At 64.3% G+C, this 15,854-nt stretch carries 14 protein-coding genes; all 14 read right to left on the minus strand.

Annotated elements, in window-relative coordinates; all coding sequences use genetic code 11:
* Positions 1-358 precede the first annotated feature (358 nt).
* On the minus strand, positions 359-673 hold the full coding sequence (locus A1D30_RS25660; protein WP_131798519.1) for a hypothetical protein: 315 nt from the start codon (positions 671-673) through the stop codon (positions 359-361).
* A 244-nt stretch (positions 674-917) separates the two neighbouring features.
* Positions 918-1,190: a hypothetical protein gene (locus tag A1D30_RS25665; RefSeq protein WP_131798520.1), complete on the minus strand. Its 273-nt coding sequence runs from the start codon at positions 1,188-1,190 to the stop codon at positions 918-920.
* Positions 1,191-1,308: 118 nt separating this feature from the next.
* Complete coding sequence (gene dgoD, locus A1D30_RS22560) at positions 1,309-2,457, minus strand: galactonate dehydratase (RefSeq protein ID WP_063462977.1); 1,149 nt, start codon at positions 2,455-2,457, stop codon at positions 1,309-1,311.
* 57 nt (positions 2,458-2,514) lie between these two features.
* Positions 2,515-3,174, minus strand: coding sequence for a 2-dehydro-3-deoxy-6-phosphogalactonate aldolase (locus tag A1D30_RS22565; protein ID WP_063462978.1), 660 nt, complete (start codon positions 3,172-3,174; stop codon positions 2,515-2,517).
* Positions 3,171-4,220, minus strand: coding sequence for a 2-dehydro-3-deoxygalactonokinase (locus A1D30_RS22570; protein WP_063462979.1), 1,050 nt, complete (start codon positions 4,218-4,220; stop codon positions 3,171-3,173). Before A1D30_RS22570 ends, A1D30_RS22565 begins: the two co-directional genes overlap by 4 nt.
* 11 nt (positions 4,221-4,231) lie before the next feature.
* On the minus strand, positions 4,232-5,170 hold the full coding sequence (locus A1D30_RS22575; RefSeq protein ID WP_063462980.1) for a dihydrodipicolinate synthase family protein: 939 nt from the start codon (positions 5,168-5,170) through the stop codon (positions 4,232-4,234).
* Between the two features lie 132 nt (positions 5,171-5,302).
* Positions 5,303-7,036: an IlvD/Edd family dehydratase gene (locus A1D30_RS22580; protein WP_063462981.1), complete on the minus strand. Its 1,734-nt coding sequence runs from the start codon at positions 7,034-7,036 to the stop codon at positions 5,303-5,305.
* Between the two features lie 34 nt (positions 7,037-7,070).
* Positions 7,071-8,108, minus strand: coding sequence for a galactofuranose ABC transporter, permease protein YjfF (gene yjfF / locus A1D30_RS22585; protein WP_063462982.1), 1,038 nt, complete (start codon positions 8,106-8,108; stop codon positions 7,071-7,073).
* Positions 8,105-9,151, minus strand: a complete 1,047-nt coding sequence (locus A1D30_RS22590) for an ABC transporter permease (RefSeq protein ID WP_063462983.1) — start codon at positions 9,149-9,151, stop codon at positions 8,105-8,107. The genes yjfF and A1D30_RS22590 overlap by 4 nt, the downstream gene beginning before the upstream one ends.
* Entirely contained in the window at positions 9,144-10,697 is a 1,554-nt protein-coding gene (locus A1D30_RS22595) for a sugar ABC transporter ATP-binding protein (RefSeq protein ID WP_242422012.1), read from the minus strand. Before A1D30_RS22595 ends, A1D30_RS22590 begins: the two co-directional genes overlap by 8 nt.
* The gene (gene mmsB, locus A1D30_RS22600; protein WP_063462985.1) at positions 10,694-11,923 is read right to left on the minus strand and encodes a multiple monosaccharide ABC transporter permease; all 1,230 of its coding nucleotides are present in this window, start codon (positions 11,921-11,923) and stop codon (positions 10,694-10,696) included. Before mmsB ends, A1D30_RS22595 begins: the two co-directional genes overlap by 4 nt.
* A gap of 1 nt (position 11,924) precedes the next feature.
* A complete protein-coding gene (gene mmsA / locus A1D30_RS22605) occupies positions 11,925-13,442 on the minus strand; it encodes a multiple monosaccharide ABC transporter ATP-binding protein (protein WP_063462986.1) in 1,518 nt (505 codons plus the stop codon).
* A gap of 110 nt (positions 13,443-13,552) precedes the next feature.
* The gene (gene chvE / locus A1D30_RS22610; RefSeq protein ID WP_063462987.1) at positions 13,553-14,623 is read right to left on the minus strand and encodes a multiple monosaccharide ABC transporter substrate-binding protein; all 1,071 of its coding nucleotides are present in this window, start codon (positions 14,621-14,623) and stop codon (positions 13,553-13,555) included.
* Positions 14,624-14,837: 214 nt separating this feature from the next.
* A complete protein-coding gene (locus A1D30_RS22615; protein WP_063463018.1) occupies positions 14,838-15,803 on the minus strand; it encodes an ABC transporter substrate-binding protein in 966 nt (321 codons plus the stop codon).
* Between the last annotated feature and the right edge of the window lie 51 nt (positions 15,804-15,854).

Genomic DNA, 15,854 nt, shown 5'->3' on the forward strand with positions numbered 1-15,854 from the left:
GGGAGTGGTGCGGGCGTTCTTGTGCAGGGCAATCAACATGGCTTCACTCCCTGGATAGATTGCAAGGACTCTATCAACTCCTTCAAAACAGCTCGGGCCATGAAGAGTGGATAGCGTTTAGAGTCTATGCAATCGTCCGGGATGCGACATCTACCCCATGCAACGCCATCAATCGCCAACAGTTCGGGCACTGATGGCGTTTCTCTCGGAACAGATCCCCAAAAGGTTGAAGACACTGTCGATCTGATTTGCCTCGGGGTGACTAGACACTTTTTAGCTGCCGAGACCGGGTTTTGGGAGAGCTGCCTGCCTCAAATCAGTCGTTCGTCAAGGTCAGCAGATGGCCGAGAGCAGTTTGTTATAAATTCTCCTGAATGCTCAGCGCCAATTTAATTGTTGGAGTCAACTTGAAAGTTTCTTCTGAATTCGGGATCTCTTCTACTTTGCTGAATTTTATTTCGGCAATTTCATTTGTACTACGGGAGCATTCAAATATTCGCCAATCTCTTGTGACAATTATTGAATACTCCATTTCATCTTCGCTTTCCGCAAATGCGACAAGCAGTGTTTCCGCCGGATCATAGCCAAGCAGCTCAATGCATAGCCTGACATCAAGCCACTCATTCCTCATTAAATCGGTTAGCTCCTCTATTTCTTGAAGATGGCTAGACATTATTTCCCTCATTTGTATACGGTGAGCTTTCCCTGAAGGCGGCTCCAAAACTTACAGTTATGTACTCTCAGCTGCACGGCTTCAACTCAAGCCCGTTTCTCCATCATTCGAGATCGAAGCGGCGACGTTCAAGCCACTCTAGAAAATCACCGATTGAAGCAGCTATGAGCACGTATTCAGGTGAGCAGCGCGAATAAAATAGATCTTATTATCAGACGTTGGACAAGCATATTGGTTGCCACCGTCATCCTGAGCAGATGACACACCCAGCCAACTTTCCACGATCAATCAGGTGCATCCACTCTGCGCGGAAGCTCAGTACTTCAGCGATATCGCCGTAGCCGGTCGCGGTAAGGAACGCCTCGGCGCTCTCAGGAACTGGCACTTCCCCGCCGGTACCTGGGCTTGGGCGGCGGTACGGCTCAAACGGTTTGAACAACGGATGCAGTCGCCGCAACGTCGTTCGCTGGCCGGTCATCAGACGAACGATAAAGTCATTGATCTGTGTTGTAGCCATGCTCCTCCAATGTCTCCTTCTGGCCGATATTACTCATTCGTTTGCGGTCAGCGTATGACTGCAACCAGCCTAAAGCCGCCCATTGCCACCGAAGCCACTGACGAAGATCCCAACCCGCTCACCACTCCGCAAAACTCCCATCCCGGTGCCGCCACACCGGATTCCTCCACCGGTGCCCCTCCACTGCACGCTCGCGCACATAGTCCTCGTTCACCTCAATGCCCAATCCTGGCCCGTTCGGGATCGCAACCATCCCGTCTTCGTACGCAAACACCTCGGGGTTGGACACATAGTCCATCAGGTCGTTGGCCTGGTTGTAGTGGATGCCCAGGCTCTGCTCTTGGATGAACGCGTTGTAGCAAACCGCATCCAGCTGCAGGTTGGCCGCCAGGGCAATCGGGCCCAGCGGGCAGTGCAGGGCCAGGGCCACGTCGTAGGCCTCGGCCATGCTGGCGATCTTGCGGGTTTCGGTGATGCCGCCTGCATGCGAGGGGTCGGGCTGGATGATGTCGGCATAGCCGCCTTGCAGCACGCGCTTGAAGTCCCAGCGCGAGTACAGGCGCTCGCCCAGGGCGATGGGGGTGGACGAGATGCGGGCGATCTCCTTCAGCGCCTCTTCGTGTTCGCTCAGTACGGGCTCTTCGATGAACATGAGCTTGTAGGGCTCCAGCTCCTTGACCAGCACCTTGGCCATGGGCCGGTGCACACGGCCGTGGAAGTCCACGCCAATCCCCACATTCGGCCCCACGGCCTCGCGCACGGCGGCCACGTTCTGCAGGCAGCGCTCCACCTTGTCGTAGCTGTCCACGTACTGCACCTCTTCGGTGCCGTTCATCTTCACGGCCGTGAAGCCGCGCGCCACGGCCGCTTGGGCAGCAGCGGCTGTCTCGCTGGGGCGGTCGCCGCCGATCCAGCTGTAGACCTTGATGTGGCTGCGCACATTGCCACCCAGCAGCTCGGACACGGGCACGCCCAGTGCCTTGCCCTTGATGTCCCACAGCGCCTGGTCGATGCCGGCCAGCGCGCTCATGTGCACGCCGCCGCCCCGGTAAAAGCCGCCCCGGTACAGCACGGTCCAGTGGTCTTCGATGTGGCGCGGGTCTTTGCCGATGAGGTAGTCGGCCAGTTCATCCACTGCAGCGGCCACGGTGTGGGCGCGGCCTTCCAGCACGGGCTCGCCCCAACCGGTGATGCCTTCGTCGGTTTCGATTTTGAGGAAGCACCAGCGCGGCGGAACGATGAACGTGGTGAGTCGGGTGATCTTCATGGGAGCGATGCGATGCGTTGGGAAACGCGGGGTTGTTGGGGACGAACTGAGGGCTGGTCAGGTGGTGGCGGGTGCTGTGCCGAACGACGCCTGCCAAGCCCGCGCAAACGCTGCGGCCTTGTGCGCCACCTCGGGGGCCTGGTCGCCGGGCCGGTACAAGGCCGAGCCCAGGCCAAAGCCGCTGGCCCCTGCTGCCGCGTAGGGCGCGATGCTCTCGGGCACGATGCCGCCCACGGGTACCAGCGCCATGGGCGGCGTGATGACGGCGCGCCAGGCTTTGAGCACATGGGGCGGCAGCGCCTCGGCGGGGAACAGCTTGAGCATGTTGGCGCCCGCTGCCAGCGCGGCATAGGCTTCGGTCAGCGTGGCCACGCCGGGCGCGCAGGCCATGCCAGCGGCGCGGGCAGCGCGGATCACATCGGGGTCGCTGTGAGGCATGACGATGATCTGCCCACCGGCTGCGGCCACATCGGCCACGGCATCGATGGAGAGCACGGTGCCTGCGCCCACCAGGCAGTCGGCGGGCAGTGCATCGCGCAGCGCGCGGATGCTGGCCAGCGGCTCGGGCGAGTTGAGCGGCACTTCGATGATGCGAAACCCTGCGTCGTACAGCGCGTGGCCGATGGCCACCACCTCGTGCGGCTGCACGCCGCGCAGGATGGCGATGAGCCCGCAGCGCTGCAGGATGTGGAACAGGGCTTTGTCGATGGGGTTCATGCGGGCAGGCTTCCGGCGGTGAAGGGGTGTGAGGGGGAGGGCTCGGGCGCAACGACCAGCCCCGCCGCCAGCGCGATTTGCCACAGCCCGGTGGCTGTGGCCTGCGTGGCGATGGTGGGGGCGGCAAAGCCGTAGGTCTGCAGTGCAATCGCGTAGCGGCGGCACAGGTCGGGCTCGCCGCACAGCACCAGCGTTTGTGGTGTTGTTGGGGTTTGATCCTGTGCGCGGCTCAGGCTCGCCACCTCGTGCCCGATCAGCAGGCCCGAGAGGTAGTCCGCTTGCGCGGTAGGCGCCAGCGCGCCGGTTAGCCCCAGCGTGCGGGTGCTGAAGATGTGCGAGAGCAGTCCCAGCGCGGCATCGCTGCCGCGTGCCACCTCCAGCCCGCGCGCAAAGGCATCGTCGTCGGGTGTAACTGCAGCCTGCATGGTCTTGCCCAGAATCGTGTGGCCGCGCAGAGCGGCAAACACCTCGCCGGTCATGAAGGTGTGGAACTGTTCGATGTGGCCTTGGCGTGCCAGCACCCATTTGCTGTGGGTGCCGGGCAGGCCGATGAGCACGGGCCCATCCGCACGCAGTGCAAGGCCTGCCAGCACCCCCAGCACCTGGGTTTCTTCCCCGCGCATCACGTTGGGCAGCGTGCCCTGCTGCAACAGACCCGGCACGATGTGCAGCGGCGGGCCGTCGCGCCGCTCCGCCAGCGTCAGGCCCCGGGCCAGTGCATCGAGCGAGGTGGGCGTGGGCAGGTACTTGGCCTCGCGCCAGCCCTGCGCGCTGCCCACCATGCCGCAGGCCAGCAGGGGCAGGCCGGGTGTGGCGGCCAGCCAGTCGCCGCAGGTGTCTTGCAGTGCGCGTTCAAACGCGGCGCCGGGCTCGATGTCTGCCGCGCTCGCGGTGGTGGGGGGCAGGTTCATGATGCCCCAGGGGCGGTGCCGCGTCTCCAGCACCTCGCCATGCGCGCCCATGCGGAAGGCGCGCAATGCGCTGGTGCCCCAGTCCAAAGCGATAAGGCCCGCCTCGGCGGGCACCAGATAACGTGCAGGCGCCATGGGTGTCCTGCTTACCGTGCCCAGCGCAGCACCAGCGGGTCCAGCCGCCGCGCGATATCGACCAGGCCGCGCCGCACCTCGGGGTGCATGGCCGGGAAGGGATGGCGGCCTGCCTCGCAGGCGATCACGCCGCCTTCCTTCATCAGTGCCTTGGCGGTCAGGATGCCGCCCTGGCGGTTTTCGTGGTTGATGAGGGGCAACCAGCGCTGGTAGAGCGCAAACGCCTGGTCCATGTCGCCCTGGCGGTGTGCCTCGATGATGGGGCGGATGCCGTCAGGGAACGCGCCGCCCGTCATGGCACCCGTGGCGCCCGCATCCAGGTCGGCCAGCAGGGTGATGGCTTCTTCGCCGTCCCACGGGCCTTCGATGGCGTCTCCACCCAGGCGGATCAGCTCGCGCAGCTTGCTGGCGGCGCCGGGCACTTCGATCTTGAAGTAGGCCAGGTTTTCAATCTCTTGCGCCATGCGGGCCAGGAAGGGGGCCGACAGCACGGTGCCGCTGGCGGGCGCGTCCTGCACCATGATCGGGATGCGGATCGCATCCGACACACGGGCGTAGAACTCGTAGATCTGCGCCTCGGGCACGCGGAAGGTGGCACCGTGATACGGCGGCATGACCATCACCATGGCGGCGCCCATGTCCTGCGCGGCGCGGCTGCGCTCGGCGCACACGCGGGTGCCGTAGTGGGTGGTGGTGACGATGACCGGCACGCGACCCGCCACGTGCTCCAGCGATGTGCGGGTGAGGACTTCGCGCTCGGCATCGGACAGCGAGAACTGCTCGGAGAAGTTGGCCAGGATGCAGACGCCATCCACACCGGCGTCGATCATGAAGTCGAGGCAGCGCTTCTGGCTGTCGAGGTCGAGCGTGCCGTCTTCGTGGAAGGTGGTGGGCACGACGGGGAAGATGCCTCGGTAGCGAGGGTTCTGGAGGGAATGGGGGGCAGGCATGGCGGGTATGGGTAAAAAATTGAGTGAAATGAGTCTCTGTCGCCTGTCCATTAAGCTCTGATTGCTATCAAATGTGTAGCATTCTTCTGTGGCGGGCGCGGCAAAGGCGCGAAGCGGCTCCGGGGGCGTCCTTCAATGAGAGTGACGCGGGACCGCCGCACCTCGGCAACCCACCAGAAAGTCAAAGTCGCAACCATCGTCGGCCTGCAGTACGTGGTCCACATACAGGCGCTGGTAGCCGCCGCGTCCGCCCTGGTCGGTATTGGCCAATGCGGCCAGGCGCGCCGCCAGTTCCTCATCGCTGATATCCAGGTGCAGTCGGCCGTTTTCGCAGTCCAGCTCGATGAAGTCGCCATCGCGCACTGCGGCCAGCGGGCCACCCGCAGCCGCCTCGGGCGCCACGTGCAGCACCACGGTGCCGTAGGCGGTGCCGCTCATGCGCGCGTCGGAGATGCGCACCATGTCCTTCACGCCCTGGCGCAGCAGCTTCGGCGGCAGGCCCATGTTGCCCACCTCGGCCATGCCGGGGTAGCCCTTGGGGCCGCAGTTCTTGAGCACCATCACGCAGCTGGCGTCGATGTCCAGGTTCTCATCGACGATGCGCTCCTTGTAGTGCTCCAGGTTTTCAAACACCACGGCCCGGCCCCGGTGCTTGAGCAGCTCGGGCGATGCGGCCGAGGGCTTGAGCACCGCGCCGCGCGGCGCCAGGTTGCCGCGCAGGATGCAGATGCCGCCGTCGGCGATCAGCGGGTTGCTGATCGGGCGGATGACCTCGTCGTTGTACTGCGGGGCTTCGCGCACGTTGTCCCACAGGCTCTTGCCGTTGACGGTGAGCGCATTGGGGTGGGGCAGCAGGTTGTTCTCGCCCAGGCGGCGCAGCACGGCGGGCAGGCCGCCCGCGTAGTAGAACTCTTCCATCAGGAAGCGGCCCGAGGGCTGCAGGTCTACCAGCGTGGGCGTGCCACGGCCAATGCGCGTCCAGTCCTCCAGGTCCAGCTGCACGCCGATGCGGCCCGCGATGGCCTTGAGGTGGATGACCGCATTGGTCGATCCGCCGATGGCCGCATTGGTGCGGATCGCGTTCTCAAACGCCTCGCGGGTCAAGATCTTGGAGAGCGTGAGCCCTTCGTGCGCCATCTCCACAATGCGCTTGCCCGACATGTGGGCCAGCACATAGCGGCGTGCGTCCACTGCCGGGATGGCGGCGTTGTGCGGCAGCGAGGTGCCCAGCGATTCGGCCATGCAGGCCATGGTGCTGGCCGTGCCCATGGTGTTGCAGGTGCCCGCCGAGCGCGACATGCCCGCCTCGGCCGCGAAGAACTGGTGTTCGTTGATCTCGCCCGCCTTCAGCGATTCGTGCAGGCGCCACACGGCCGTGCCCGAACCAATGTCCTTGCCGTCGAGCTTGCCGTTGAGCATGGGGCCGCCCGTGACCACGATGGCGGGCACGTCACAGCTGGCTGCGCCCATCAGCAGCGCGGGCGTGGTCTTGTCGCAGCCCACCAGCAGCACGACCGCGTCGATAGGGTTGCCGCGAATGGCTTCTTCCACATCCATGCTGGCCAGGTTGCGCGTAAGCATGGCCGTGGGGCGCAGGTTGGACTCCCCGTTGGAGAACACCGGGAACTCGACCGGGAAGCCGCCCGCCTCATAAATGCCGCGTTTCACATGCTCGGCAATCTTGCGAAAGTGGGCATTGCACGGGGTCAGCTCGGACCAGGTGTTGCAGATGCCGATCACGGGGCGGCCGTCGAACGCGTGGTCGGGGATGCCCTGGTTCTTCATCCAGCTGCGGTACATGAAGCCGTTTTTGTCGGCGGTGCCGAACCATTCGGCGGAGCGGAGTTTGCGCTTGGGGGTGGTCATGGTGGGGTGCGAGAGAAAGGGGAGAAATGAAAAGTCAGCGGGCCTTGCTCGAGCGGCGCGAGAGCAGCCGCTGCAGCAGGCAGAAAGCGAACAGCAGCACACCGACGACGATGCGCGTCCACCAGGAGCTGAGCGTGCCGTCGAAGGAAATCAGGGTCTGGATGATTCCGAGCATGAGCACGCCAAACAGCGTGCCCGCCACATAGCCCACGCCACCGGTGAGCAGCGTTCCGCCAATGACCACGGCGGCAATTGCGTCTAGTTCCATGCCCACGGCATGCAGGCCGTAGCCTGAGAGCATGTAGAACGTGAACACCACGCCTGCCAGCGCTGAGCAAAAGCCCGAGAGCGTGTAGACGCCAATCAGCGTGCGGCGCACCGGCAGGCCCATGAGCACCGCCGAGTGCTCGCTGCCGCCCACCGCATACACGCTGCGGCCAAACGGCGTGCAGTGCGCCACAAACAGGGCCACCAGCAGCACGGCGATGGCGATGAGCGCGCCCAGCGATAGGGATGCGCCTTCCCACAGCGGCAGGCGCCACTGGGCCAGCTCCGAATAGCCTTCGTGTGTGATGCTGATCGAGTCGATGCTGATCAGGTAGCACAGCCCGCGCGCCAGGAACATGCCCGCCAGCGTGACGATGAAGGGCTGCAGCCGAAAGCGCTCGATGAGGAAACCCATGAACGCGCCAAATGCCGTGCCCATCAGCAGCACCAGGGGTATGGCAACCATCGGGTTCCAGCCCCGGTGTTCCACCAGCGCGGCCAGCACCATGGTGGTCAGCGCCACCACCGAGCCCACCGACAGGTCGATGCCGCCCGACAGGATCACGAACGTCATGCCCACCGCCACGATGATGAGGAAGGCGTTATCGATCAGCAGGTTGAGGAACACCTGGGCCGAGAAGAAGCCGGTGTACAGCACCGAGCCCAGCGTGGCCATCGCCACGAACAGCGAGATGGTGGCGGCCAGCGGCAGGTACTTGGGGTTGAACCGCGCGCGCGCGGCGGTGGCCTGTGGGGCAGGGTGGTTCACGGTGCCGAAGCCTGCGGTCTTGGGTACGGCGCTCATTGCAAAGCTCCCGCGCCGGGGCGGCGTGCCAAGGCGCCCACTTGCGCCCGGAACTCGGGCGACTGCAGCAGCATCACGATGAACACCACCACGGCCTTGACCACCAGGTTGATCTCGGGCGGTACGCCCAGCGAATAGATGGCGTAGGTCAGCGTCTGGATGATGAGCGCGCCAATCACGCTGCCCACAAGGCTGAAGCGCCCACCGGTGAGCGCGGTGCCACCCAGCGTGACGGCCAGGATGGCGTCCAGCTCCAGCAGCTGCCCGGCGTTGTTGCCGTCCGCACTCTTCACGTTGGAGCTGATCAGCAGCCCCGCAATGCCCGCGCACACGCCGCAGAACACATAGGCCGCCACAATGAGCCGCCCCGCCTGCACACCCGCCACCCGCGCCGCCGTGGGGTTGATGCCCACTGCCTGGATGAACAGGCCCAGCGCAGTGCGCGTGATGGCGAGGTACAGCGCCACGAAGACAGCGGCCACTACGAACACAGAGAACGGCAGCCCTGCCAGATACCCGCCACCCAGGAAGAAGTAGGGCGTGTAGTAGATGGTGATGATCTGCCCGTCGGTGATGAGCTGGGCAATGCCCCGGCCCGCCACCATCAGGATCAGCGTGGCGATGATGGGCTGCATGCCCACCTTGGCGACGAGCACGCCGTTCCACAGCCCGCATAGCAGCGCCACGCCGATGGCGCCCAGGATGGCGACCGGCAGCGGGAACCGGCTTTCGGTGCCCGATACCGATCCGCCGATCATCCAGGCCGCCACCGCCGCTGCAATGGCTACCGTGGCACCCACCGAGATGTCGATGCCGCGCGTGGCAATCACCAGCGTCATCCCCAGAGACACGAGCACCAGCGGTGCGGCGCGGTTGAGGATGTCGATGAGGCTGCCGTACAGGTGCCCGTCGCGCCATTCAATGTGCAGGAAGCTGCTGTTGAACACCGTGTTCACGACGAGCAGCAGTGCCAGCGTGATCAGGGGCCAGGCCAGACGGTGTCGCAGCAACGCCGCCAGAAGGGAAGGGGAACGTTCAAGCATGTTCGGCAGCAATCAGGTCGTAAACGGCGTCTTCGCTGCTGCCCGCAGGCAGCTCACCCACCTTGCGGCGGTCGCGGAGCACCACTATGCGGTGCGCCACGCGCACCACCTCGCTCATTTCGGAAGAGATGAACAGCACGGCCATGCCCGCCTGGGCGAGGCGCAGGATCTGGTCCATGATTTCCTGCTTTGCGGCCACGTCGATGCCGCGTGTGGGTTCGTCCAGGATCAATAGGCGCGGCTCGATGGCCATCCAGCGCGCGAGGATCGCCTTTTGCTGGTTACCACCCGAGAGCAGGCCGATGGGCTTGTCCACGGTTTCGGTCTTGATGCCCAAAAGCTTCACATAGCGCTCGGCCAGCTCCGTCTGCTCGGAGCGCGAAAGGAACTTGCCGACGCCCATGCGCGCCTGCAGCGCCAGCGCAATGTTTTCGCGCACCGACAGCTCGGCCACGATGCCGTCGGTCTTGCGCTCTTCGGGGCACAGGGCCAGGCCGTGGCGGATCGCATCCATGGGGTTCGCGAACTTCACCACCTGCCCGTCGATGCGCAGCGCGCCCCGGTCGGGCTGCTCCAGGCCGAACAGCAGACGTGCCAGCTCGGTGCGGCCTGATCCCAGCAGCCCGGCCAGGCCCACCACCTCGCCCGCGCGGATCTGCAGGTCCAGCGGCTGCAGTTGCGTGTCTTGTCCCAGGCCCTCGGCTTGCAGCAGGTTGGCATGGCGGCTGTCCACAGCGGGTGCTGGTGCGGGTTGCTCCGATGCAGCGGCCAGGTCGCGGCCCAGCATGGCAGCAATCAACGCCTGCGGGCCCAGGTCCTTAGCCAGCCACTCGCCGACCCAGCTGCCGTTGCGCAGCACGGTGATACGGTCGGACACGGCATACACCTGGTTCAAGAAATGCGTCACAAAGACGATGGACAGCCCCTCGCTGCGCAGGCGCCGCAGCACCTCGAAGAGCTTTTGCACTTCGTCGTCGTCCAGGCTGGAAGTGGGCTCATCCAGGATCAGCACGCGCGATTCGATGCTGAGTGCACGCGCAATCGCCACCAGCTGCTGCACGGCCACGGGGTAGTCCGACAGCAGGCGCGTCACGTCGATCTGCAGACCGATGCGCGCCACCAGATCGCGGGCGCGCTGGTGCAGCGTGGCCCAGTCGATGCGAAAGCCCTGCGCGATACCGCAGCGCGGGTAGCGGCCCGCAAAGATGTTCTCGGCCACCGAGAGGTTGGGGCAGAGGTTGACCTCCTGGTACACGGTGCTGATGCCCAGGCGCTGCGCGGCCAGAGGCGAGTCGGGCCACACGGCTTGCCCGCCCAGCCGCATCTGCCCGCCGCTGGCCTCCAGCACGCCCGTCAGCACCTTGATCAGCGTGGACTTGCCCGCACCGTTTTGCCCCATCAGCGCATGGATCTCGCCAGGGTAGAGGTTGAGCTGCACATCGCGCAGCACGGTGATGCCCGCAAACTGCTTGTGGATGCCCGAAAGCTGCAGCACCGGGGCTGCAGCAGGGGCGTGAGCGGTGGATGCGTCCATGGAAACCGTCATGCCTTGTTCTTGTTGTAGACATCCACGAGCACGGCTGCCAGCAGCACGACGCCCTTGATGACCTGCTGGTAGTCGATGCCGATGCCCAGGATGGACATGCCGTTGTTCATCACGCCCATCACAAAGGCGCCAATGACCGCGCCCATCACCTTGCCCACGCCACCCGATGCCGATGCGCCGCCGATGAAGCACGCCGCAATCACGTCCAGCTCAAAACCCAGCCCCGCTTTGGGCGTGGCGGTGTTGAGCCGCGCTGCAAACACCAGCCCTGCCAGGGCCGCCAGCACGCCCATGTTGATAAAGGCATACAGCGTGAGCCGCTCGGTCTTGATGCCCGAGAGCTTGGCCGCCTTCTCGTTGCCGCCCATGGCGTAGATGCGGCGGCCGATGGTGGTGCGGCTGGTGACGAAGTCGAACAGCACGATCAGCAGCGCCATCACGATGAGCACGTTGGGCAGGCCCTTGTACGAGGCCAGCAGGTAGCTGAAGTACACCAGCAGCCCGCCGAACACCACGGTACGCGCGATGAACAGGCCTGCAGGCTCTGTCTGCACGCCGTGGCGCAGCCGGTTGGCGCGCTGGCGCAGGCCGCCCACAGCCAGGGCCGCAGCCACGGCCGCGCCCAACAGCAGCGAGGTCATGCGCAGCCCCTCCACACTGAACAGGTCGGGGATGAAGCCCGAGCTGAGCATCTGGAAGGCCGAGGGGAACGGCCCCACCGACTGCCCCGCCAGCAGCGCTAGCGCCAGCCCCTTGAACACCAGCATGCCCGCCAGCGTGACGATGAACGAGGGAATGCGCGAGAAGGCCACGAAACTGCCCTGGATGGCGCCGATGAGCCCGCCGCACAGCAGGCACACCAGCGTGGCAGGCACAAAGTGCCAGTTGTACTCAACCATCAGCACCGCTGCCAGCGCGCCGATGAAGCCACACACCGAGCCCACCGACAGGTCGATGTGCCCGGCCACGATGACCAGCAGCATGCCCAGCGCCATGATGACGATGTAGCTGTTCTGCAGCACCAGGTTGGTGAGGTTCAAGGGCTGCATCAGCGTGCCCTCGGTCATGTACTGGAAGAAGCCCATGATGGCCACCAGCGTGATCAGCATGCCGTATTCGCGCAGGTTGTGCTGGAGGTGCTGTAGCAGCGATTTGTCGTGCCGCGCCGCAGTTGTTGGGTTTCCGTCGGCCAGCGTGCTGGCGGGGGGATGGGTGGTCTGGCTCATATCAACTGGCTTTCACAATCGCTCGCATGATCTTTTCTTGCGAGGCCTCTGAAGTTGGCATCTCGGCCACAAAGCGGCCTTCGTTCATCACATAGATGCGGTCCGTGATGCCCAGCAGCTCTGGCATCTCCGAAGAAATCACGATCACACACTTGCCCTCGGCCGCCAGCTGGGCGATGAGCGTGTAGATCTCGTACTTGGCGCCCACGTCGATGCCGCGCGTGGGCTCATCGAGGATGAGCACTTCGGGGCTGGTGAACAGCCATTTGCTCAGCACCACTTTTTGCTGGTTGCCGCCCGACAGGTTCAGCGTCTTCTGGTCCACGCCCGAGCAGCGGATGCGCAGCTTCTCGCGGTAGTCCTGCGCCACGCGGTGCTCCTGCCCGCTGTCGATCACGCTGGCGAACGACACACCCGGCAGGTTGGCCAGCGAGGTGTTGAACTGGATGTCTTCGTTCAGCACCAGGCCATTGCCCTTGCGGTCTTCGGTCACATAGGCCAGGCCGTGACTCACGGCTTTCTCTACCGTGCTCACATCGATGGGCTGGCCGTGCAGCCGCACCTCGCCGCTGATGCGCTGGCCCCACGAGCGGCCAAAGATGCTCATGGCCAGCTCGGTGCGGCCTGCGCCCATCAGGCCTGCGATGCCCACGATCTCGCCGCGCCGCACGTTCAGGTCGATGCCCTTGAGGTGCTCGCGATCGCTGCGCTGCGGGTGGTGGGCGCGCCAGTTGCGCACCTCAAAAACAATCTCGCCCACCTGAGGCTGGCGCTGCGGATAGCGGTCGCTCATCTCGCGGCCCACCATGGCCTGTATCACGCGGTCTTCGCTCACCGGGCCTTCGCGGCAGTCCAGCATCTGTACGGTGCTGCCGTCGCGCAGCACGGTGATGGCATCGGCCACGCGCGAGATTTCGTTGAGCTTGTGCGAGATCAGGATGCAGGTGATGCCCTGGGCTTTCAGCTCCAGCAGCAGGTCCAGCAGGGCCTGGCTGTCGTTCTCGTTCAGGCTGGCGGTGGGCTCGTCCAGGATCAGCAGGCGCACCTTGCGCGACAGCGCCTTGGCAATCTCCACCAGCTGTTGCTTGCCCACCCCCAGTTGGCCCACTGGCGTGTCGGGCGATTCGCCCAGGCCCACCTTGTGCAGCAGCGCCTGGGCGCGGCTGTGGGCGGCCATCCAGTCGATGACGCCGTGCCGCGCGGTTTCGTTGCCCAGGAAGATGTTCTCGGCAATCGACAGCAGCGGCACCAGCGCCAGCTCTTGGTGAATGATGATGATGCCCAGGTGCTCGCTGTCGCGGATGCCCGCAAACTCGCGCTCCTGCCCGTCGAACAGGATCTGCCCGCTGTAACTGCCGTGCGGGTACACACCCGACAGCACCTTCATCAGCGTGGATTTGCCCGCCCCGTTTTCGCCGACGATGGCATGGATCTCCCCGGCCTGCACCTGCAGGTTGACCTGGTTCAGCGCCACCACGCCGGGGAAGGTTTTGCGGATGTTCCGCATTTCAAGAAGCATGGTCTCTCAGTCTGTTGGCGGGGCCTCTGGCCCCATCCCGGTTGCAGGCCGCCTGCGCTGCCCCGGTGGCATTCGCAGGCGGCGGCTTTAGATGCAGAAGCCGCTCGTGCTCACTTGATTTGCGATTCCTTGTAGTACCCACTGCCTACCAACACCGCGTTCCAGTTGGAGGAATCCACCGCCACCGGCTTGAGCAGGTACGACGGCACCACCTTCACGCCGTTGTTGTAGGTCTTGGTGTCGTTGATCTCAGGCTGCTTGCCTGTCAGCACGGCGTCCACCATGTTGGCGGCTACCTTGGCCAGCTCGCGGGTGTCCTTGAACACCGTGGAAGATTGCTCGCCCTTGAGGATGGACTTGATCGAAGGCACCTCAGCGTCCTGGCCGCTGACCACTGGGCAGGGCTGCTGGGCAGTGCAGTAGCCCACGCCCTTGAGGGAGGACAGGATGCCGATGGAGATGCCGTCATACGGCGACAGCACGGCATGCACCTTGTCCTTGCCGTAGTAGGCCGACAGCAGGTTGTCCATGCGCGCCTGGGCCACCGAGCCGTCCCAGCGCAGGGTGCCTACCTTGTTCATACCCGTCTGCTTGCTGCGCACCACCAGCTTGCCGCTGTCTATGTAGGGCTGCAGCACGCTCATTGCGCCGTCGTAGAAGAAGAAGGCGTTGTTGTCGTCGGGCGAGCCGCCAAACAGTTCGATGTTGAACGGGCCCTTACCTTGCTTGAGGCCCAGCTTGTCCACGATGGACGTGGCCTGCAGCACGCCGACCTGGAAGTTGTCGAACGTGGCGTAGTAGTCCACGTTCTTCGATCCCTTGATGAGGCGGTCGTACGCAATGACCTTCACGCCCTTGTCGGCCGCGTTTTGCAGCGCCTTGGACAGCGTGGTGCCATCAATGGACGCGATCACCAGCACCTTGGCGCCCTTGGTGATCATGTTCTCGATCTGCGCGAGCTGGTTGGGGATGTCGTCATCGGCGTACTGCAGGTCGGTCTTGTAGCCGCGCTCCTTGAGCACCTTGACCATGTTGTCGCCATCGGCAATCCAGCGCGCCGAGGACTTGGTGGGCATCGAGATGCCGATGGCGCCCTTGTCCTGGGCCGATGCCACGGACGTGGCGCCGATGGCAGTCAGTGCCATGCTGGCCAACACGGCCTTGAAAATTGCACGCTTCATTTGAGTCTGTCTCCTGTTTTGAATTTGTTTTTCGGGAACGGCCTATGACTTGCTGCTGCCCGTAGGGACTGGCGCGGCCCCAGGCCAGAGCCACCGCCCAAGGGCCGCCATGCAGCGAAGGCTGCGTTTCACTTGCGGGTGCCGGTGGCGTCCCCCTTCCCGCATCGCGCAGCGATGCGAGAGAAAGGGGGAAGGCGCGCAGCGCCTCAGGGGGTTAATACTTGCGGTTAGGCATTTCCTTGGCCGCCACTTCCATCGGGAAGATGCCTTCCTCGGTCACGATGCGCTTGGGCACCGCTTTGCCAGCCTTGATGTCTTTGACTGCGGCCATGAGTTGCGGGCCCAGCAGGGGGCTGCACTCCACGCTCACGTTGAGCTTGCCGGCGATCATGGCTTCGAAGGCGCCCTTCACTGCATCGATGGAGATGATCACGATGTCCTTGGCTGGCTTCATACCGGCCTCTTCGATGGCCTGGATGGCGCCAATCGCCATGTCGTCGTTGTGCGCGTACAGCACGTTGATCTTCTTGCCCTCGGCCTTCAGGAAGGCTTCCATCACTTCCTTGCCCTTGGCGCGGGTGAAGTCGCCGGTCTGGCTGCGGATGATCTTGAACTTGGGGTCGGCCTTGATGATTTCCTCAAAACCCTTCTTGCGGTCGATGGCAGGGGCGGAGCCCACGGTGCCTTGCAGCTCGACGATGTTGACCTCGCCCTTCTGGTCCTTCATCTTCTCCACCAGCCAGCGGCCGGCCTTGCGGCCTTCTTCCACAAAGTCCGAGCCCATGAACGTCACGTAGAGCGACGTGTCCTTGGTGTTCACTGCACGGTCGGTCAGCACCACGGGGATCTTGGCGGCCTTGGCTTCGCGCAGCACCGGCTCCCAGCCAGACTCGACCACGGGCGAGAACGCAATCACGTCCACCTTTTGGGCGATGAACGAGCGGATGGCCTTGATCTGGTTCTCTTGCTTTTGCTGCGCGTCTGAGAACTTCAGCTCAATGCCAGCCTCTTTGGCGGCGGACTTGATGGACTCGGTATTGGCGGTGCGCCATTCGCTCTCGGCCCCCACCTGGCTGAAGCCCAGCACGAGGGGCTTTTGCGCCCAGGCAGTGCTGGGCAGCAAGGCGGCCACAGGCACGCTGGCCAAGGCGGCAGCAACGGTGCGGCGGTTCATTTTCATCATCTTGTCTCCTGTCTGTAATGGTTGGTTGACGACGGTTGCGGGATGGAA

The sequence above is a fragment of the Acidovorax sp. GW101-3H11 genome, from assembly GCF_001633105.1.
Classification (GTDB): domain Bacteria; phylum Pseudomonadota; class Gammaproteobacteria; order Burkholderiales; family Burkholderiaceae_C; genus Acidovorax.